The 19411-nt window shown below is 62.9% G+C and carries 21 protein-coding genes and 1 other RNA gene; 5 read left to right on the top strand and 17 right to left on the bottom strand.

Features of this window, described 5'->3' with window-relative positions; all coding sequences use genetic code 11:
* Positions 1 to 5: 5 nt before the first annotated feature.
* The 9 genes from mraY to rsmI all read right to left on the bottom strand — a co-directional run bounded on the left by mraY (position 6) and on the right by rsmI (position 9023).
* The gene (gene mraY, locus GYB81_RS01465; protein ID WP_161864984.1) at positions 6 to 1088 is read right to left on the bottom strand and encodes a phospho-N-acetylmuramoyl-pentapeptide-transferase; all 1083 of its coding nucleotides are present in this window, start codon (positions 1086 to 1088) and stop codon (positions 6 to 8) included.
* Positions 1089 to 2459 (bottom strand): UDP-N-acetylmuramoyl-tripeptide--D-alanyl-D-alanine ligase, encoded by a 1371-nt coding sequence (locus tag GYB81_RS01460; RefSeq protein ID WP_161864983.1) that lies wholly within the window; start codon positions 2457 to 2459, stop codon positions 1089 to 1091.
* Positions 2452 to 3915 (bottom strand): UDP-N-acetylmuramoyl-L-alanyl-D-glutamate--2,6-diaminopimelate ligase, encoded by a 1464-nt coding sequence (locus tag GYB81_RS01455; RefSeq protein WP_161864982.1) that lies wholly within the window; start codon positions 3913 to 3915, stop codon positions 2452 to 2454. The genes GYB81_RS01460 and GYB81_RS01455 overlap by 8 nt, the downstream gene beginning before the upstream one ends.
* The gene (locus tag GYB81_RS01450; protein ID WP_161864981.1) at positions 3915 to 5642 is read right to left on the bottom strand and encodes a peptidoglycan D,D-transpeptidase FtsI family protein; all 1728 of its coding nucleotides are present in this window, start codon (positions 5640 to 5642) and stop codon (positions 3915 to 3917) included. Before GYB81_RS01450 ends, GYB81_RS01455 begins: the two co-directional genes overlap by 1 nt.
* Positions 5639 to 5932, bottom strand: coding sequence for a cell division protein FtsL (gene ftsL, locus GYB81_RS01445; RefSeq protein WP_161864980.1), 294 nt, complete (start codon positions 5930 to 5932; stop codon positions 5639 to 5641). The genes GYB81_RS01450 and ftsL overlap by 4 nt, the downstream gene beginning before the upstream one ends.
* Complete coding sequence (gene rsmH, locus GYB81_RS01440; RefSeq protein WP_161864979.1) at positions 5929 to 6870, bottom strand: 16S rRNA (cytosine(1402)-N(4))-methyltransferase RsmH; 942 nt, start codon at positions 6868 to 6870, stop codon at positions 5929 to 5931. Before rsmH ends, ftsL begins: the two co-directional genes overlap by 4 nt.
* A gap of 2 nt (positions 6871 to 6872) precedes the next feature.
* On the bottom strand, positions 6873 to 7328 hold the full coding sequence (gene mraZ / locus GYB81_RS01435; RefSeq protein WP_024307020.1) for a division/cell wall cluster transcriptional repressor MraZ: 456 nt from the start codon (positions 7326 to 7328) through the stop codon (positions 6873 to 6875).
* Between the two features lie 309 nt (positions 7329 to 7637).
* An RNA gene (gene rnpB / locus GYB81_RS01430) (RNase P RNA component class A) lies at positions 7638 to 7985 on the bottom strand.
* 138 nt (positions 7986 to 8123) lie between these two features.
* Positions 8124 to 9023 carry a 16S rRNA (cytidine(1402)-2'-O)-methyltransferase gene (gene rsmI / locus GYB81_RS01425; protein ID WP_161864978.1) on the bottom strand — a complete coding sequence of 300 codons (900 nt, stop codon included), beginning with the start codon at positions 9021 to 9023 and terminating at the stop codon, positions 8124 to 8126.
* An 89-nt stretch (positions 9024 to 9112) separates the two neighbouring features.
* Here rsmI and GYB81_RS01420 point away from each other — a divergent pair, with 89 nt between their 5' ends.
* From GYB81_RS01420 to GYB81_RS01405, 4 genes are read left to right on the top strand one after another with little or no spacing between them, the layout of a single operon-like run.
* A complete protein-coding gene (locus GYB81_RS01420) occupies positions 9113 to 10921 on the top strand; it encodes a penicillin-binding protein activator (RefSeq protein ID WP_161864977.1) in 1809 nt (602 codons plus the stop codon).
* Positions 10918 to 11277 carry a YraN family protein gene (locus GYB81_RS01415; protein WP_161864976.1) on the top strand — a complete coding sequence of 120 codons (360 nt, stop codon included), beginning with the start codon at positions 10918 to 10920 and terminating at the stop codon, positions 11275 to 11277. The genes GYB81_RS01420 and GYB81_RS01415 overlap by 4 nt, the downstream gene beginning before the upstream one ends.
* Before the next feature lie 25 nt (positions 11278 to 11302).
* Positions 11303 to 11896: a phosphoheptose isomerase gene (locus GYB81_RS01410; protein ID WP_024307016.1), complete on the top strand. Its 594-nt coding sequence runs from the start codon at positions 11303 to 11305 to the stop codon at positions 11894 to 11896.
* Positions 11893 to 12426, top strand: coding sequence for a BON domain-containing protein (locus GYB81_RS01405; protein ID WP_161864975.1), 534 nt, complete (start codon positions 11893 to 11895; stop codon positions 12424 to 12426). Before GYB81_RS01410 ends, GYB81_RS01405 begins: the two co-directional genes overlap by 4 nt.
* Before the next feature lie 50 nt (positions 12427 to 12476).
* Here GYB81_RS01405 and GYB81_RS01400 read toward each other — a convergent pair whose 3' ends face one another.
* The 7 genes from GYB81_RS01400 to rplM all read right to left on the bottom strand — a co-directional run bounded on the left by GYB81_RS01400 (position 12477) and on the right by rplM (position 17356).
* Positions 12477 to 12890 (bottom strand): ClpXP protease specificity-enhancing factor, encoded by a 414-nt coding sequence (locus GYB81_RS01400; RefSeq protein ID WP_161864974.1) that lies wholly within the window; start codon positions 12888 to 12890, stop codon positions 12477 to 12479.
* A 13-nt stretch (positions 12891 to 12903) separates the two neighbouring features.
* Positions 12904 to 13521: a glutathione S-transferase N-terminal domain-containing protein gene (locus tag GYB81_RS01395; protein ID WP_161864973.1), complete on the bottom strand. Its 618-nt coding sequence runs from the start codon at positions 13519 to 13521 to the stop codon at positions 12904 to 12906.
* Between the two features lie 157 nt (positions 13522 to 13678).
* Positions 13679 to 14461, bottom strand: coding sequence for a cytochrome c1 (locus GYB81_RS01390; protein WP_161864972.1), 783 nt, complete (start codon positions 14459 to 14461; stop codon positions 13679 to 13681).
* Positions 14461 to 15672: a cytochrome b gene (locus tag GYB81_RS01385; RefSeq protein ID WP_013714132.1), complete on the bottom strand. Its 1212-nt coding sequence runs from the start codon at positions 15670 to 15672 to the stop codon at positions 14461 to 14463. Before GYB81_RS01385 ends, GYB81_RS01390 begins: the two co-directional genes overlap by 1 nt.
* A complete protein-coding gene (gene petA, locus GYB81_RS01380) occupies positions 15672 to 16265 on the bottom strand; it encodes a ubiquinol-cytochrome c reductase iron-sulfur subunit (RefSeq protein WP_161864971.1) in 594 nt (197 codons plus the stop codon). The genes GYB81_RS01385 and petA overlap by 1 nt, the downstream gene beginning before the upstream one ends.
* Positions 16266 to 16520: 255 nt before the next feature.
* Positions 16521 to 16913, bottom strand: coding sequence for a 30S ribosomal protein S9 (rpsI, locus tag GYB81_RS01375; RefSeq protein WP_161864970.1), 393 nt, complete (start codon positions 16911 to 16913; stop codon positions 16521 to 16523).
* A gap of 14 nt (positions 16914 to 16927) precedes the next feature.
* Entirely contained in the window at positions 16928 to 17356 is a 429-nt protein-coding gene (gene rplM, locus GYB81_RS01370) for a 50S ribosomal protein L13 (RefSeq protein ID WP_003242947.1), read from the bottom strand.
* Between the two features lie 248 nt (positions 17357 to 17604).
* Between rplM and GYB81_RS01365 the strand changes: the two genes are divergently transcribed.
* A complete protein-coding gene (locus GYB81_RS01365) occupies positions 17605 to 18642 on the top strand; it encodes an NADP(H)-dependent aldo-keto reductase (protein ID WP_161864969.1) in 1038 nt (345 codons plus the stop codon).
* Here GYB81_RS01365 and nfi read toward each other — a convergent pair.
* Positions 18639 to 19352 carry a deoxyribonuclease V gene (nfi, locus tag GYB81_RS01360; RefSeq protein ID WP_161864968.1) on the bottom strand — a complete coding sequence of 238 codons (714 nt, stop codon included), beginning with the start codon at positions 19350 to 19352 and terminating at the stop codon, positions 18639 to 18641. The two genes, GYB81_RS01365 and nfi, sit on opposite strands and share 4 nt — an antisense overlap.
* Positions 19353 to 19411: the final 59 nt, after the last annotated feature.

Raw genomic sequence — 19411 nt, 5'->3', positions numbered from 1 at the left:
CTCAATTACCTCAGTTTCAGGGTGGCCAGGCCGATCAGCACGAGAATCACGGTGATGATCCAGAAACGGACGATCACGCGTGGCTCAGGCCAGCCCTTGAGTTCGAAATGGTGGTGGATCGGCGCCATGCGGAACACGCGCTTGCCGGTCAGCTTGAAGCTGGCGACCTGGATGATCACCGACAGGGTTTCCATCACGAACACGCCGCCCATGATGAACAGCACCACTTCCTGGCGGACGATCACGGCGATGGTGCCCAGTGCGGCGCCGAGGGCCAGCGCACCGACGTCGCCCATGAACACTTGCGCCGGATAGGTGTTGAACCACAGAAAGCCCAGACCGGCGCCAACCAGAGCTGCGCAGAACACGATCAGCTCGCCCGAGCCCGGCACATAGGGGATCAGCAGGTACTCGGCGAAATTCACGTTGCCCGACAGGTAGCAGAAGATACCCAGGGCGCCGCCGACCATCACGGTGGGCAGAATGGCCAGGCCGTCGAGCCCGTCGGTAAGGTTCACCGCGTTGCTCGAGCCAACGATGACGAAGTAGGTCAGCACCACGAAACCGATGCCCAGCGGAATGCTGACATCTTTCAGCAGCGGCAGGATCAGCGTGGTTTCTACCGGATTCTGCGCGGTCATATAAAGGAAGAAGGCAGCGCCGAGGCCGAACACCGACTGCCAGAAGTACTTCCAGCGACTCGGCAGGCCGCGCGAGTTCTTCTCGATCACCTTGCGGTAGTCATCGACCCAGCCGATGGCGCCGAACGCCAGGGTAACGGCCAGCACCACCCACACGTAGCGGTTGGACAGGTCCGCCCAGAGCAGGGTGCTGACGGCAATGGCCGTGAGGATCAGCGCGCCACCCATGGTCGGCGTGCCTTTCTTCGACAGATGCGACTGCGGGCCATCGTTGCGCACGGCCTGGCCGATCTGACGCACCTGCAGGGTGCGGATCATCCACGGGCCGAGCCATAGCGACAGCGCCAGGGCGGTAAGCACGCCAAGGATGCCGCGCAGGGTCAGGTACTGAAAGACCGCGAAGCCCTTGTGGAACTGTTGCAGGTACTCTGCCAGCAGCAGCAGCATTTAGTGACTCTCCCCAGATACGCCACACAGCGCCGCCACGACCTTGTCCATGGCTGCGCTACGTGAACCTTTTATTAGTAGTGTGCTGCCCGCCTGCTCGGTGCGAAGCGCCTCGATCAGCTCGGCCTGTTCGACGAAGTGGCGGCCTTTTGAGCCAAATTCCTCGACAGCGAAACGCATCAGCGGGCCAACAGCGAACAGCGCATCGACCTTGCCGGCGGCATGGCGGCCGACATCGCGATGGCCCTGTTCGGCCCACTCGCCCAGCTCGCCCATGTCTCCCAGCACCAGAACGGTGCGACCGGAGAAGCCGGCGAGTATATCCACCGCCGCACACATAGACACGGGGTTGGCGTTGTAACTGTCATCGATAACCCGAACGCCGTTTGGCGCCAGCTGCGCTACGGCGCGGCCCTTGACCGGCTGCAGGTTTTCCAGGCCCTGGGCCATGGCGACCAACGGCATGCCGAGGGCATGAGCCGCGGCGCAGGCAGCCAGTGCATTGGCCACGTTGTGTTCGCCCAGCAGATTGAGCTGAACGCGCGCGCTGCCAAGCGGACTGCGCAGCGTGAAGCCCTGACAGCCGCGCTCGTCACGTGCCAGGTCGCTGCCATGGAAATCGGCGCGGGTATCGCGCAGGGCAAAGCTGAGGACCTGGCGGCCTGCAGCACGGCGCTGCCAGGTGACGAAGGCCTTGTCATCCAGATTGAGGACGGCCACGCCGTCGCTCGACAGACCTTCGAGAATCTCGCCCTTGGCTTCGACGATCTTTTCCGGGCCGCCGAACTCACCGACATGGGCGTTGCCGGCATTGGTGATGATCGCCACCTGCGGCCGGGTCAGGCTGACGGTGTAGGCGATCTCGCCGACATGGTTGGCACCCAGCTCGATCACCCCGGCGCGATGTTCCGGTGCTAACTCCAACAGGGTCAGCGGTGCGCCAAGATCGTTGTTGAGGTTGCCGCGGGTGGCCAGCACCGCGCCGTTCAGACCGGCACGCAGAATGGACGCGAGCATCTCCTTGACGCTGGTCTTGCCACTGGAGCCGGTCACGGCAGCCAGCGGGCCGGTGAAGGCCTGGCGGTTGAGCGCACCGAGTTGGCCGAGCGCCATGCGGGTATCAGCCACCAGCAACTGCGGCAGCGGCGCTCCCTCCACTTCACGTTCGACCAGTGCAGCAACGGCGCCCTTGGCGACGACGTCGGCCAGGTAGTCATGGCCGTCGAAACGCGGCCCGGCCAGCGCCACGAACAGTTGCCCGGCAGCGATGGTCCGGCTGTCGGTGCCTACCGCAGAGAAAGCGACATCGGTGCCGATCACCCGTGCGTTCAAGTCACCAGCAACTTCGCTGAGCAGCCAGGGCTTAAGCATGAGCGGCCTCCCAGGCCGACAGGGCCTCGTTCGCTTCGATCAGATCGGAGAACGGCTGACGCACGCCCATGATCTCCTGATGATCCTCGTGCCCCTTGCCGGCCAGCACCAGCACGTCGGCGGCCTCGGCCTGAGCGATCAAGCGTGCGATGGCATCGCCACGACCGTGAATGAACTGCACCTGCTCCGGCGAAACGAAGCCGGCACGAATATCTGCAACGATCTGCGCAGGGTCTTCGGTGCGTGGATTGTCATCGGTCACCCACACCACGTCGGCCAGACGCTCGGCCACCGCGGCCATCAGCGGACGCTTGCCGCGATCACGATCACCGCCACAGCCGAACAGGCACAGCAGACGCCCCTCGACATGCGGACGCATGGCTTCCAGCACTTTTTCCAGGGCATCCGGGGTGTGCGCGTAATCGACCACCACCAGCGGCTTGTCGCCGCCGCCCAGACGCTGCATGCGGCCAGCCGGCCCCTGCAGCTGCGGCAGCACCTTGAGAATTTCATCCAGGCCGTAGTCCAGGCCCAACAGCGCGCCGACCACCGCCAGCAGATTGCTCAGATTGAAGCGACCGAGCAGGTTGCTGCGCAGCACGCCCTCACCACGCGGCGTGATCAGACGTGCACGCACGCCGTGATCGTCGAAGTGCGCTTCGCTGCAATAAAGGAAGGCGCCGGCATCGCTGAGGCTGTAGCCGATCAGGCGTGACTCGTGCGCCTGCGCCGCCAGCTCACGGCCGAAGGCGTCATCCAGGTTGATCACCCGGCAACGCAGATTCGGCCAGGCGAACAGCCTGGCCTTGGCGGCGCCATAGGCCTCCATGCTGCCGTGGTAATCGAGGTGATCACGCGACAGGTTGGTGAACACCGCCACGTCGAACTCCAGCGCGGCGACACGGCCCTGGTCCAGACCATGGGAAGAGACTTCCATGGCCACGGCACGCGCACCGGCCTGCTTGAGAGACGCCAGGGTCGCCTGCACGCCGACCGGATCGGGCGTGGTGTGCTTGCCCTGCTCCAGCGCGCCATGGAAACCATTACCCAGCGTGCCAACGATGCCGCACGGCTGGCCGAGCAGATCCAGCGCCTGAGCCAGCAACTGGCTGACGCTGGTCTTGCCGTTGGTGCCAGTGACGCCGACCAGGTACAGGGTACGGCTCGGCTCACCATAGAAGCGCCCGGCGATAGCCGAAAGCTGCCTGGCCAGGCCTTTCACCGGAACCAGGACGGCACTGTCGGCGTGCATGGCCGCGGCGCCCTCGGCCTCGAAGGCGACGGCGGCGGCACCACGAGCAATGGCATCGGCGATATGCACGCGACCATCCTGCTGGGTACCCGGCACGGCCAGGAACAGATCACCCGGACGCACCTTGCGGCTGTCCAGAGTCAGTTCACGAATCAGCACGCCGCTTTCGGCAGCGGGCAGCAGTTGATTGAGCGGCATGGGCATCAGTTGCGCCCTCCCTGGCCAGCGGCGGCCACCTTCTGCTCGGGCGGCGGCAGATTGTCCGGCGCGATGTTCATCAGACGCAGCGAGCCGGCCATCACCCGACTGAACACCGGCGCGGAGATAAGGCCACCGTAGTAGGCGCCCTTGCCGGGCTCATCGATCACCACGACCAGCGCGATACGCGGATCCTGCGCCGGCGCGAAGCCCGCGAACAGGGAACGATAGGAATTGGTCTGATAGCCCTTGGCCCCGGCGTTGGTCTTGCGCGCCGTGCCGCTCTTGCCAGCGACGTGGTAGCCCGGTACCTGAGCGCGGAACACACCACGCGGCGCCTCGACCACCTGCTGCAACATGCCCTGCAGGGTCTTGGCCACCTCAGGCGGCACGACCTGCAACGCGCTCGGCTTGCTGTCCACGCGAATCATCGACAGCGGCGTCATGCCGCCACCGTTGGCCAATGCCGCATAGGCATGCGCCAGCTGCACGGCGGTCACCGACAGACCGTAGCCGTAGGACAACGTGGCCGTTTCCGCCTGACGCCACTGACGGTGATTGGGCAGATTGCCGACCCGCTCACCCGGGAACCCCAGGCCGGTGTCACGGCCGAAGCCCAGGTTGCTCAGCACCTGATGGATGTTCTCTCCGCCCACGTCGAAGGCGATCTTGCTCATGCCGACGTTACTGGAGTTGATCAGGATGCCGGTCAGATCCAGCGCCGGACCTTGCGTACGGGAAACGTCGCGGATGCTGTAACGACCGATCTGCAGGGTGCCGTTGCCGACCTGGACGATGTCGCTGGGCTTCCAGCGACCGGACTCCAGGGCAGCGGCCATCGACAGCGGCTTGATGGTCGAACCGGGTTCGAACACATCGATCATGGCGCGGTTACGCATGGCAGCCGGGGTCAGGTTGCGGCGATTGTTCGGGTTGTAGGTGGGATGATTGACCATCGCCAGCACCTCACCGGTCTTCACGTCGACCATGACCAGACTGCCGGCCTTGGCCTCGTTTTCCAGCAGCGCGTTGCGCAGTTCGCGATGGGCCAGATACTGCAGGCGCAGATCAATGGACAACGCCAAGGCCTTGCCAGCCTTGGCGTTCTGCGCAACCTGCACATCCTTGATCAGCTTGCCGCGCCGATCCTTGAGCACCTGGCGCTTGCCGGGTACACCGGCCAGCCAATCCTCGTAAGCCAGCTCCATGCCTTCGCGACCGCGGTCGTCGATGTCGGTGAAGCCGACAACATGAGCGGCGACCTCACCCGCCGGGTAGAAACGGCGGAATTCCTCGATGGCATAAACGCCCGGCACCTTCAGATCCAGCACGCTCTGACCCTTCTCAGGGGTCAGACCGCGGACCAGGTACATGAACTCGCGCTCCTTGTTCTGCTCCAGGCGCGCAGCGAAGTTAGCCGGATCCTGCCCCAGGGCAGCAGCCAGCGCCGGCCACTGCTCACGACCAGCCTGCAACTCCTTGCCGTTGGCCCACAAGGTGGTGACTGGCGTACTGACCGCCAGCGGTTCGCCATTACGATCGGTGATCAGACCGCGGTGCGCGGGAATCGGGATATGCCGAACGCTACGGGCATCGCCATGAGCCTTGAGAAAGTCATGATCGAGCACCTGCAGATCGAGCATACGCCAGGCGATGGCGCCGACCATCAGCGCCAGCAGCACCAGCACCAGACGGAAACGCCAGGGGTAGAGTGCGCCTTCGAGACCGATCATGGACGCACCATGCGCACGGCGGCAGGGTCGGGAATGTGCATTTTCAGCTGTTCACTGGCGAGCGCTTCGATGCGGTTGTGCGCTGTCCAGGTACTTTGCTCGAGAATCAGCCGGCCCCACTCGGCCTGTGCCTTGTCGCGCACACTCAGTTCGCCGTACAGCTCGTTGAGCAGCAGACGATTCCAGTGCGCGCTGTAGGACACCGCCACGGCAGAAACCAGAATGGCAACGAACAACAACAGCATCAGAAAGCTGCCATTGGGCATGGATTTGATCAGCCGGCGGCTCATCGCAATTTCTCCGCGATGCGCATCACCGCGCTGCGCGAGCGCGGGTTGGCCTTGAGCTCTGCCTCACCGGCGTAGACCGGCTTGCCGATCAATTTCAGACGCGGCTCGAAGGCTTTCGGGATGATCGGCAGGTCGCGCGGCAGCTTGTCCGCCTCGCCCTTGGCCTGACGCTTCATGAACTGCTTGACGATGCGGTCTTCCAGCGAGTGGAAGCTGATCACCACCAGGCGACCGCCCACCTCCAGCGCTTCAAGCGCTGCTTCGAGGCCGCGTTCGAGATCACCGAGTTCGTTATTGATGTAAATGCGGATGCCCTGGAAGGCACGGGTCGCCGGATTCTTGCCCTTTTCCCAGGCGGGGTTGGCATCGGTCAGCACTTTCGCCAGATCGGCAGTGCGGGTAAACGGCTGTTCGGCCCGACGCTGCACCACGGCACGCGCCATGCGCTTGGCGAAACGCTCCTCGCCGTAATCCTTCATCACCCGGGCGATTTCATCTTCGGCCGCCGTGGCGATCCAGTCAGCGGCACTGACGCCAGCATCCGGGTTCATGCGCATGTCCAGCGGGCCGTCATTGAGGAAGCTGAAGCCACGCTCTGGGTCGTCCAGCTGCGGCGACGAGACGCCCAGGTCCAGCAGGATGCCGGAGACCTGCCCGGAAATGCCGCGGACAACAGCCTCGTCGCCAAGTTCCGCAAAACTGCGCTGCACAACGACAAAGCGGCCGTCTTCGGCCGCCAATGCTTCCCCGGTGGCTATTGCCAGGGGATCCTTGTCGAACCCCAATAACCGCCCACCTGGCCCGAGTTTTTGCAGGATCAGCCGGCTGTGCCCTCCCCGTCCGAAGGTGCCATCCATATAGCAACCGTCAGCGCGCACGGCGAGCCCCTCGACGGCTTCGTCGAGCAGCACGGTGATATGGCGCAAGGTATCGGTCATGGTCACAGGATCAGGCTACGCAATTCATCGGAAAGGGCTCCCGGCTGCTTGATGGCGGCCAGGTCGTTTGCAGCTTGGGCGTTCCAGGTTTCTTCATCCCACAGCTGGAATTTGTTCAGGTGGCCGACCAGCATCGCGTGCTTGTCGAGCTTCACATGGTCACGCAGGCGCGGCGGGATCAGGATGCGCGCACTGCCGTCCATTTCGAGATCCACCGCATTCCCTACCAGCAGGCGCTGCAGGATCCGGTTCTTCTCATCCAGGGAGGCCAGCACGCTGAGCTTTTCCTCGATCCGCTCCCACTCGACCAGCGGATAGATGTTCAGACAGGGGTCATTGATATCGATGGTCACGATGAGCTGGCCTGCGCAACGCGAAACGAGCTCGTCACGATACCGACTCGGCATCGCGAGGCGCCCTTTGGCGTCGAGACTGATGGCGTTAGCTCCGCGAAACACGGTTGCGCTTCCCCTTTAATTAGCTGTCCGTGCCCATAAAAACCCACTTCATGCCACTTTTCACCACTTGCGCACACTATAGAAACGCCTACGCCCCACCGTCAAGGCGCTGCAGAACGGAAAAATCCTTACAGGACCGGTATTTAGCGAACAAAAGCGAGGGGGAAAGGGATGCCGGAGCCGGCTTTCGACAGATAAATCTCAGCCAATCCAGAAAGCTGAAACCCGAACTTAAAGTGATTTGTTAAGAGTAAGAATTTTTTGGTATCAGAAGAGCGGGGAATAGAAGCGCAAAACGAGAGAAGGAGGGAGGAGAGTCGATCTGTAAGCCGGGTTCTGTCGAGGACAGCCATTCCTCTACGACGTACATCACTGCACGCCTTTAGCAACCTACCCGGTTCCAGCGCGGGCCACGCCGATGGAACCCTATTTGGTCTTGCTCCGAGTGGGGTTTACCTAGCCACGGACTGTTACCAGCCGTGCGGTGCGCTCTTACCGCACCTTTTCACCCTTACCGGCGCCGAAACGCTTAGGCGGTTATTTTCTGTGGCACTTTCCGTAGGCTCACGCCTCCCAGGCGTTACCTGGCACTCCGCCCTATGGAGCCCGGACTTTCCTCCCCCTTCTTGCGAAGGCAGCGACTGTCTGATCGACTCTCCGCCGGCAAGGGTAACAAAGCGGAAAGCGCCAAGCTACAAGCTGCAAGAAAAAGCAGCTGCGACCATTGGCGTAGGAAAGGCTTCAGCCGCGAATGGGCCACCATCGCTCCTGCCCTATTTGCGGCTAAAGCCGCTCCTACAGCTGGCGCGTCAGCGCCGTCTGGTAAAGCAGGTTCTTGCGCACCCCGGTGATCTCGGCCGCCAGCGCCGCCGCTCGCTTGAGGGGCATTTCCGCGAGCAGCAGATCGAGCACGCGCAGGGCTTCGGCGCTGACCGCCTCCTCGCCTTCCGGGGCCTGCCAGCCGGCCACCAGCACCACGCACTCGCCACGCTGCTGGTTGCTGTCCGCTGCGACCCATTCGCATAGTTCGGCAAGCGGCAGCCCCTGCAGAGTCTCGAAGGTCTTGGTCAGCTCGCGCGCGAGCAGCGCGGGACGCTCGCCACCGAACACCTCACGCATGTCCTGCAGGCACTCGAGGATACGGTGCGGCGCCTCGTAGAAAATCAATGTACGCGGCTCCTCGCGCACCTGTTCCAGACGCGCCCGCCGTCCCGCCGCCTTGGCCGGCAGAAAGCCTTCGAAGATGAAGCGATCCGACGGCAGGCCGGCAGCCGACAGCGCCGCGATCAAAGCACAGGCGCCGGGCACCGGCACCACTGCGAAGCCGGCTGCACGCGCCTGGCGCACCAGGTGATAACCGGGATCGGAAATCAGCGGCGTACCGGCATCGGAAATCAGCGCCACATCGTCCCCTGCCTGCAGCCGAGCCAGAAAGCGGCCGCCCTGGTCGCGCTCGTTATGCTCATGACAGGCCGCCAAGGGCGTTTCGATACCGAAGTGCTGCAGCAGGCGCGCCGAATGGCGGGTGTCTTCGGCCGCGATCAGCGCCACTTCGCGCAGAATCCGCAAGGCTCGCGCACTGATGTCATCCAGATTGCCGATCGGCGTGGCGACCACATAAAGACTGCCTGGCTGGACGCTTGCGACTGCGGGCTGACTCACTGGAAACACCTCGTTAATTGAATGAGCGCTCATTCTAGCCGGTTCCGCCCTTGCGACATCGCACCGATCTCGGGGCTTGGGTACAATCGCCGCTTGATTTGCTCAAGTATCAGGATGACCCGATGATCGCTAGCCTGCGTCCTCTTTCCGCTTTATTCCTGGCCGGCCTGCTCGCCGCCTGTGCCAGCTCGCCCTCCAACAACCTGGGCCAGCTGCCACGCACGCCACAAGCCAGCATCGAGCAGATGCTCCAGCAAGCCGCCGAGAGCAAACCGGAACAGGCCGCCCTGCTACGCCTGTCGGCAGCCGACCAGAGTTATCAGCAAAATGACGTGGCACGCGCCACGCGCATTCTCGAGCAGATCGACATCGCCAGCCTGCAGCCCGCACAACAGATCTTCGCCAACACGCTGAAAGCCGAGCTGGCGATGGCCCGCAAGCAGCCCAAGAGCGCACTGAAAGCCTTGCAACACCCCAGCTTCGAGCGCCTGGGCGAACTGCCGGTCGAGCAGCAGACTCGCACCCAGCTGGTTCGCGCACGCGCCCTCGAAGCCGATGGCCAGACCCTGGCTGCTGCCCGCGAGCGCGTGTTCATCGCACCACTGCTGAGCGGCCAGGCTGCTCATGACAACCATGAGAACATTTGGGCGCTGGTGTCCACCCTGCCAGCGCAAACCTCTGCCGGCGCCGACACTGACCTGGCCGGCTGGCTGGAACTGGCCCAAGTGACCAAAGGCAGCGCCACGCTCGAACAGCAGCAGGCCGCCATCGACCAGTGGGTCGCGCAGAACCCGCAACACCCGGCCGCCGAGCAACTGCCCGAAGCGCTGGGCAAGCTGCGTGAACTGGCCAGCCAGCCGCTGACCCGTATCGCCCTGCTGCTGCCGCAGGAAGGCCAGCTGGCCAGCGTTGCCCGCGCCCTGCGCGACGGCTTCCTCGCCGCCCACTACGAAGCCCAGCAGGCCGGGCAGAACCCACCGGATATCAAGCTGTACGACAGCTCCCGCATCGGCTCACTGGACGCCTTCTACCAGCAGGCGCAGGCCGACGGCGTGCAGCTGGTGGTCGGCCCGCTGGAAAAACCACTGGTCAAGCAGCTCAGCGACCGCGAGCAGCTGCCCATCACTACCCTCGCCCTGAATTACAGCGACGCTGGCCGGGAAGGCCCGGCACAACTGTTCCAGTTCGGCCTGGCTGCCGAGGACGAAGCCCGCGAAGTGGCTCGCCGCGCCTGGAGCGATGGCATGCGCCGCGCCGTGGCCCTGGTGCCGCGCGGCGACTGGGGTGATCGCGTACTGGATGCCTTCCGTCAGAGCTGGCAGGCACAGGGCGGCACCCTGATCGCCGCCGAGCACGTCGACCAGCCCGTTGAGCTGGCCCGCCAGATCGCTGATCTGTTCCAACTGCGCGAAAGCGAGGCCCGTGCGCGCCGCCTGCAGAACACCCTGGGCACCAGCCTGGATGCACAGCCGGCGCGCCGCCAGGACATCGACTTCATTTTCCTGGCTGCCACACCGCAACAGGCGCAGCAGATCAAGCCAACCCTGGCGTTCCAGTACGCCGGTGACGTGCCGGTCTACGCCACCTCGCACCTGTTCACTGGCGCTCACAGCCAGGCGCAGTATCAGGATCTGGAAGGCATCCGCTTCTGCGAAACCCCCTGGCTGCTCGATACCCACGCCCCGCTACGCCAGGAAGTCATGAGCCAGTGGCCGCAGGCCGGCGGCAGCCTCGGCCGCCTGTATGCCATGGGCGTCGATGCCTACCGCCTGGCTCCGCGCCTGGGCCAACTCAAGGCGCTGCCTGAGTCGCGCATCGACGGCCTGTCCGGCAGCCTAAGCCTGAACGCCACGCAGCGCATCGAACGCCAGCTGCCCTGGGCAGAGTTCCGCGGCGGCCAGGTTCAGCGCCTCCCCGACAGCATCAATTGAGCGCGCACAACGATCTGGGCCGAGCCGCCGAGCAGGCGGCCCGGCAGCATCTGGAACGTAACGGCCTGCGCCTGATCGAACAGAACTGGAGCTGTCGGCGTGGCGAGCTCGATCTGGTCATGCTCGACGGCGATACAGTAGTATTCGTCGAAGTCCGCGCCCGCCGCCACAGCGCCTGGGGCGGCGCCCTGGAGAGCATCGATGCGCGCAAGCGTGGCAAGCTGGTGATCGCCGCAGAACTCTTCCTCCAGCAACACTCACGCTGGGCCCGCCACCCCTGCCGCTTCGACGTGGTCGCCATCAGCACTGAGGGCGCCACTCGCCTCGACTGGATCAAGAACGCTTTCGATGCCTGACGGCCGTACACTCAAGGTTTAACCGATGGACATGCAATCCCGAATCCGCCAGCTCTTCCAAGCCAGCATCGACACCAAGCAACAGGCCATGGAAGTCCTGGCGCCCTATATCGAGCACGCCAGCCTGGTAATGGTCCAGGCCCTGCTCAACGAGGGCAAGATTCTTTCCTGCGGCAACGGCGGCTCCGCCGGCGATGCCCAGCATTTCTCTTCCGAGCTGCTCAATCGCTTCGAGCGCGAGCGCCCAAGCCTGCCGGCCATCGCTCTGACCACCGACAGCTCGACCATCACCTCGATCGCCAACGATTACAGCTACAACGAGGTGTTCTCGAAACAGATCCGCGCGCTTGGACAGCCGGGCGACGTACTGCTGGCGATTTCCACCAGCGGCAACTCAGCGAATGTCATCCAGGCCATTCAAGCTGCGCATGATCGCGAGATGATCGTCGTCGCCCTCACCGGCCGCGATGGCGGCGGCATGGCCTCGCTACTGCTGCCGGAAGACGTCGAGATCCGTGTTCCAGCCAAAGTCACCGCACGCATCCAGGAAGTCCATCTGCTGACTATCCACTGCTTGTGCGACCTGATCGACAGTCAATTGTTTGGGAGTGAAGAATGAAGCGTTCCGCACTGATTCTGGCCGCCCTGGCCGTTACCCTGACCCTGGCAGGCTGCGGTAGCCGCAGCATTGGCAACAAGATCGACGACCAGTTCCTCGGCCCGGAGGTCGCCTCGCGCATCAGTAACGCTCATGCCGACCTGTCCAGCCCGACCTCGCGCATCGTGGTCACCAGCTACAACGGCGTGATCCTGCTGGCCGGACAAACCCCGCGCAGCGAGCTCAAGGATCGCGCCGCCCAGACCGCTCGCGGCGTGCAGGGCGTGAAGAAGGTCTACAACGAACTGCAGGTGCAGCAACCGGCGTCCCTGCTGGCGCGCAGTAACGACTCGCTGCTGACCACCAAGATCAAGACGCAGATGCTGGCCGACAGCAGCGTGCCGAGCGCACGCGTGAAGGTCGTCACCGAGAACGGCATCGTCTACATGCTCGGCCTGGTGACGCGCGAAGAAGCCAATGCTGCCACCCGCGTGGTACAGGGCGTATCGGGCGTACAGCGGGTCGTACGCCTGTTCGAATACACCAACTGATTCGAACCTGACGACACGACAAGGGCGCCCATGGGCGCCCTTGTCATTTCCTACTTGACCACTTTCAGGCTTGGCCTACCGCTAGGACGCGGCGGCTCACCACCAGACGGACCGTCATCATCCGGCCCCGGCCCCTCAGGGCCACCTGCGACCGGCGGCTCCATGTCGAAGACCATGCCCTGGCCGTTCTCCCGCGCATAGATCGCCAGGATAGCTGCGGTCGGGATATAGAGACTGTGCGCCACGCCGCCGAAACGCCCCTCGAAGCTCACGGCCTCATTGTCCATGTGCAGATGACGCACGGCACTGGGCGAAGCATTGAGGACGATTTGACCGTCGCTGGCGAAGCCAGACGGCACCTGCACCCCGGGATGTTCGGCATTGACCAGCAGGTGCGGTGTGCAATCGTTATCGACGATCCATTCGTACAGTGCGCGAACCAGATAGGGACGACTGGAATTCATGATCTCCTCCTTCTCAGCGCATCGCGCGCTCGGCAGCGGAAAGGCTGGCCTGAAAGGCCTGACGGGCGAACTGGCGCTCCATGTAGTCGAGCAGCGGCTTGGCCGGACGCGGCAGCTCGATACCCAGCACCGGCAAACGCCAGAGAATGGGCAGTAGACAGCAATCCACCAGACTCAGCTCCTCGCTGAGGAAGAATGCCTTGTCCGCGAACAGTGGCGATACACCGGTGAGACTCTCGCGCAGCTCCTTGCGCGCCTGCTGACGCTCGGCCTCCTTGCTGCGCTTGTCGAGAATACGGTCGACCAGCACGCACCAGTCACGCTGGATGCGGTGCATCAGCAGACGGCTGTTGGCGCGGGCCACCGGATACACCGGCAACAACGGCGGATGCGGATAGCGCTCGTCGAGATACTCCATCACCACGGACGCCTCGTACAGCGCCAGGTCACGGTCGACCAGCGTCGGCAGACTGCCATAGGGATTGACTTCGGCAAGCTTGGGCGGACAGCGGCCCTGCTCGACATCGATGATCTCGACGCTGACACCTTTCTCGGCGAGCACCAGACGCACGCGATGGGAATAGTGGTCGGCGGGGTCGGAGTAGCAGGTCAACCTGTTGGTCACCGCCATGGCGATCCTCCTCGCTTTTTGATTATTCAGAAACAGGAAAAATTGCCGGAGCAATTCTTTCGTAGCAGACGACTGACCCTAGGGTAGCCGTAAGAAATGGCAGGCTAGAAAAACCTGCGCGCCCCTCAGGGCGCGCAGGTTTGCTACAGCAGACGACTTAGTGAACGTCTTTCCAGTACTCACGCTTGAGCAGGTAGGCGAACACGAAGAAGAAGGCCAGGTACAGCAGCACGTAGGTACCGATGCGCTGGGACTTCAGCTTGACCGGGTTGGCCGAGTAGGCCAGGAAGGTCACCAGGTTCTTGATCTTCTCGTCGAACTCGGCCTCGCTCAGCTTGCCGGTGTTCGGCTCGATAGTGAGCTGATCGCAAGCTTCGTGAGTGATCGGCGCACCGGTCAGCGGGTCGAACTGCTTCTTGCCGTCGGTAACGACCTGAACCTGCTTGCAACCGATGACCTGATTGCCCTGCAGACCGACCAGCACGTTGGGCATACCGACGTTCGGGAACACCTTGTTGTTGGAGCCCAGCGGACGAGTCGGGTCGGCATAGAAAGTACGCAGGTAGGTGTACAGCCAGTCGTTGCCACGCACACGAGCGACCAGGGTCAGATCGGGCGGCGCTGCGCCGAACCAGGCCTTGGCATCGTCCGGCTTCATACCGATCTTCATGTGGTCGCCGATCTTGGCGTCGTTGAACACCAGGTTGTCCAGCATGATTTCGTGCGGGATGCCGAGGTCATCGGCGACACGCTCGTAACGCTGGTACTGGGCCGAGTGGCAGCCCATGCAGTAGTTGGCGAAGGTACGCGCGCCGTCCTGCATGGCAGCCTTGTCGGTCAGATCGATGTCGACCTTGTCCAATTGCACATCATGACCACCGGCGGCAAAGCTGAGGGCCGGCAGCGCAGCGAAAACAAATGCAGCAAAGAGCTTTTTCATCAGCCAGTCACCCTTTCCGGAACCGGTTTGGTCTTCTCCATCCTGGTGTAGAACGGCATCAGGATGAAGTACGCGAAGTACAGGAAGGTGCACACCTGCGACAGCAGGGTACGACCCGGGGTCGGCGCCAGCACACCCAGCACGCCCAGGATGACGAAGGAGATGCAGAACACCACCAGCCAGATCTTGCTCAGCCAACCCTTGTAGCGCATCGATTTGACCGGGCTACGATCGAGCCACGGCAGCACGAACAGCACGGCGATGGCAGCACCCATGGCGATGACGCCCAGCAGCTTGTCCGGTACAGCACGCAGAATCGCGTAGAACGGGGTGAAGTACCAAACCGGCGCGATGTGCTCAGGGGTCTTGAACGGGTTGGCCGCTTCGAAGTTCGGCTTCTCGAGGAAGTAACCGCCCATTTCCGGGAAGAAGAACACCACGAAGCAGAACACGAACAGGAACACCACTACGCCGACGATGTCCTTCACGGTGTAGTACGGGTGGAACGCGATACCGTCCAGCGGTACGCCGTTCTCGTCCTTCAGCTTCTTGATGTCGACGCCGTCCGGGTTGTTCGAGCCGACTTCGTGCAGCGCCAGGATGTGCAGCACCACCAGGCCGAGCAGGACGATCGGCAGCGCGATCACGTGCAGGGCGAAGAAGCGGTTCAGGGTGATGCCGGAAATCAGGTAGTCACCACGGATCCACTGAGTCAGGTCGTCGCCGATGACCGGGATGGCACCGAACAGCGAGATGATCACCTGGGCGCCCCAGTAGGACATCTGGCCCCACGGCAGCAGGTAGCCCATGAAGGCTTCCGCCATCAGCACCAGGTAGATCAGCATGCCAAAGATCCACACCAGCTCGCGCGGCTTCTGATAGGAGCCGTAGAGCAGACCGCGGAACATGTGCAGATAGACCACCACGAAGAACGCCGAAGCGCCGGTGGAGTGCAGGTAACGCAGGATCCAGCCGTACTCGACGTCACGCATGATGTATTCGACGGAGGCGAAAGCGCCTTCAGCCGAAGGTTCGAAGCTCATGGTCAGCCAGATACCGGTAACGATCTGGTTGACCAGCACCAGCAGTGCCAGCGAGCCGAAGAAGTAGAAGAAGTTGAAGTTCTTCGGGGCGTAGTACTTGGAGAGATGGTCTTCCCACATCTTGGTGGCGGGGAAGCGCGCATCCACCCATTCCATGAACTTGCTCATTACGCGTTCTCCTGGTCCACACCGATGATGATCACATCATCCGTCTCGTAGGTGTGCGGCGGCACTGGCAGATTCAGCGGCGCAGGCTGGGCCTTGTACACGCGCCCGGCGAGGTCGTAGCGCGAACCGTGGCAGGGGCAGAAATAGCCGCCAACCCAGTCCGGCCCCAGATCAGCCGGAGCCACTTCCGGGCGGAAGGACGGCGCGCAACCCAGGTGGGTGCACAGGCCTACCAGCACCAGCAGTTCCGGTTTGATCGAGCGGTTTTTCTTGTCCACGTACTCCGGCTGCACGGAATCAGCAGACTCGGGATCGGCGACGCTGCCTTCGATCTTGGTCAGGTTGGCCAGGATCTCCTCGGTACGGCGCACGATGAACACCGGCTGACCGCGCCACTCAGCAACCATCTGCTGACCTGCCTCGATCTTGCTGACGTTCACCTTCACCGGTGCACCGGCCGCCTTGGCCTTGGCACTGGGGAACCATGACCCCACGAACGGAGTCGCAGCACCTACCGCTCCTGCAGCACCCACCACGGAGGTGGCTGCAACCAGGAAGCGACGCCGGCCTGCATTCACGCCGTCATTGCTCATTCAGTCGTCTCCCATCAGCTTTGTGGCCTGTTGTTCAGGCCTCTACTAAGTAAAAATCGGGCCGCGCAAAAAATTCGCCAAATGGTAAAGAAAAGCCCCTTTTCTGACAAGGTAATTACCCCGCAAGAGAACGGCGAAAGCCTTGGCGCGTGCGGCTTGCACGTATGCGGCACGTTGTCGCAGCACTTTGCCACGCCCATAAAAAACGCCCAGCTCCGTAAGGAAACTGGGCGCTTTTTGGAAGCGTAGACGCGATTAACGCTTCGAGTACTGCGGACGCTTACGCGCTTTACGCAGACCGACTTTCTTACGCTCGACTTCACGGGCGTCGCGAGTGACGTAACCGGCTTTACGCAGCGGGCTGCGCAGGGTTTCGTCGTACTCGATCAGAGCGCGGGTGATGCCGTGACGAATGGCACCGGCCTGACCGCTGACACCACCACCGGCAACGGTGACGAAGATGTCGAACTTCTCGACGGTCTCGGTCAGCTCCAGCGGCTGACGCACGACCATGCGAGCGGTTTCGCGACCGAAGAAGGTATCCAGGTTGCGATTGTTGATCGAGATGTTACCAGTGCCCGGACGCAGGAAAACGCGCGCGGTTGCGGTCTTGCGACGGCCAGTGCCGTAGTTTTGAGTCGCCGACATAATGAACTATTCCGTTAAATCTTCAGTTCTTGGGGCTGCTGAGCGGTGTGCGGGTGAGCGGCACCCTTGTACACCTTCAGCTTACGGTACATGTCGCGACCCAGCGGGTTCTTCGGCAGCATGCCTTTGACCGCGGTCTCGATCACGCGCTCAGGAGCACGAGCGATCAGCTTCTCGAAGTTGATCTCTTTGATGCCGCCCGGGAAACCGGAGTGGGAGTAGTACTTCTTGTCGCTGGCCTTGGCACCAGTTACACGCACCTGTTCGGCATTGATCACGACGATGTAGTCGCCGGTGTCAACGTGCGGGGTGTACTCAGGCTTGTGCTTGCCACGCAGACGGCTCGCGATTTCGGTGGCCAGACGACCCAGGGTCTGACCAGCAGCATCAACGACGAACCAATCGCGTTTTACTGTTTCCGGTTTAGCAGTAAAAGTTTTCATTCTTTATAGCCTCAGGGGCCGCCCAGCAAAAAATAGACGGCGGATCTTACTGGATAGTGCGTACTTTGACAAGTCAAAGGCAGCCGCATACGGACGCTATCGGGGGCTCGGGTCAGCGCGTCCACAATACGGCAAGATTCTTCGGCAGGCGGCGCATCACTTCCACCGCAGAAAGAGGTGCCGGATTATCCTGATTGCGAAAAAAAATTCAACCTGCTTGTATGACTCTTTTACCCAAGGAGCACTTCATGGAATACCGCAAGCTAGGCCGAACCGGTCTCGAAATCAGCGCACTGTGCCTGGGCACCATGACCTGGGGCGAGCAGAACAGCGAGAGCGAAGGCCATGCCCAGATCAAACGGGCCAAGGCCAGCGGCATCAACTTCATCGACACCGCCGAGATGTACCCGGTGCCTCCACGCGCCGAAACCTACAGCAGGACCGAGCAGATCATCGGCAGCTATTTCAAGCGGCAGGGCGACCGCGCCGACTGGATTCTGGCCAGCAAGATCGCCGGTCCCGGCAATGGCATCACGCACATCCGCGACGGCCAGCTCAAGTTCAACCGCCAGCACATCGTCGCCGCGCTGGATGCCAGCCTCAAGCGCCTGCAGACCGACTGGATCGACCTGTACCAGCTGCACTGGCCGGAGCGCCCGACCAACTTCTTCGGCCAGCTCGGCTACAAGCACAAGGACGTTGAGTTCACGCCGCTGGAAGAAACCCTGGAAGTGCTCGACGAGCAGGTCAAGGCCGGCAAGATTCGCCACATCGGCCTGTCCAACGAAACGCCCTGGGGTACGATGAAATTCCTGCAACTGGCCGAGAGCCGCGGCTGGCCACGCGCGGTATCGATCCAGAACCCCTACAACCTGCTCAACCGCAGCTTCGAAGTGGGTCTGGCGGAGGTGGCGATTCGCGAACAGTGCGGTCTGCTGGCCTATTCACCGCTGGCGTTCGGCATGCTCAGCGGCAAATACGAGGGCGGCGCCCGCCCGGCCGGTGCACGTATCAGCCTGTTCAGCCGCTTCGCCCGCTACACCAACCCGCAGGCCGAAGCAGCCTGTTCGCGCTACGTCGCCCTGGCCCGCGAACACGGCCTGGATCCGGCGCAAATGGCCCTGGCCTTCGTCACCGCGCAGCCCTTCGTGACCAGCAACATCATCGGGGCCACCAGCCTGGAGCAGCTGGACAGCAACCTGGCCAGCGCCGAGCTGAAGCTGTCCGAGGAAGTGCTCGCCGGCATCGAGGCGATTCACAAGGGCCAACCCAACCCGGCCCCTTAAAAGAGTGACGGCTGATCGCTCCTGGTATCGCGTCGCGAGGCCAGGCGATCGGCCAGCCGGGTTGGCTCGGGAAGGCGGTGACGCCTGACGCACGCCATGACCAGCTCCGGCGCTCGCTCGAGACTGACCCGATTGCCCGGAGAGACGATCAGCGGCCGCACGCGATCCTTGCTGCGCAGCACCCAGCCGATTCGCTCGCCCTTCCTGCTCAGCAGCTCGACGCATGCACCCCGAGCCTCATCCAGCTCGGCGTGATGCCCCGTAAGAATCTTCTTGGCCACGCCAATGGTCGGCAAGCCGCTGACCACGCCCAGGTGCGCGGCAATACCCAAGCCGCGCGGGTGGGCGATACCGTGCCCGTCGACGAAGACCAGATCCGGCTCCTGCGGCAGATCAGCCAAGGCTCGAAGCAAGGCGGGCAATTCGCGAAAGGACAGCAGCCCCGGCACATAGGGCATGCTGGTGGGAATGCGTGCCACGCATTCGGCTAGCGGCTGCAGCGTCTCGGCATCCAGCAGCACTGCGGCAGCGCGCGTGATGGCGCCGCCTTCCTCGAAGCCGACATCCACGCCCGCCAAGCGCCTTAGCGGCGGATAATCATCCTCCAGTCGTACTTGCCGGGCCAGGTGCGTCTGCAGTTCGCGGGCGGCCGCCGGGCTGCCGTCCCAATCCGCGAACGGGGTGGCAGCCAGATCGCTCAATCGGGTCATCAGGCTCTCCAGGCATTTCTGCCTTGGAGCCGCGGGCGACGCCTGAGTTCGCCCGATGA

The organism is Pseudomonas yangonensis, assembly GCF_009932725.1.
Taxonomy (GTDB): Bacteria; Pseudomonadota; Gammaproteobacteria; order Pseudomonadales; family Pseudomonadaceae; genus Aquipseudomonas; species Aquipseudomonas yangonensis.
The sequence above is the reverse complement of the archived record's forward strand: the minus strand, read 5'-3'. Positions and strand labels throughout refer to the sequence as shown.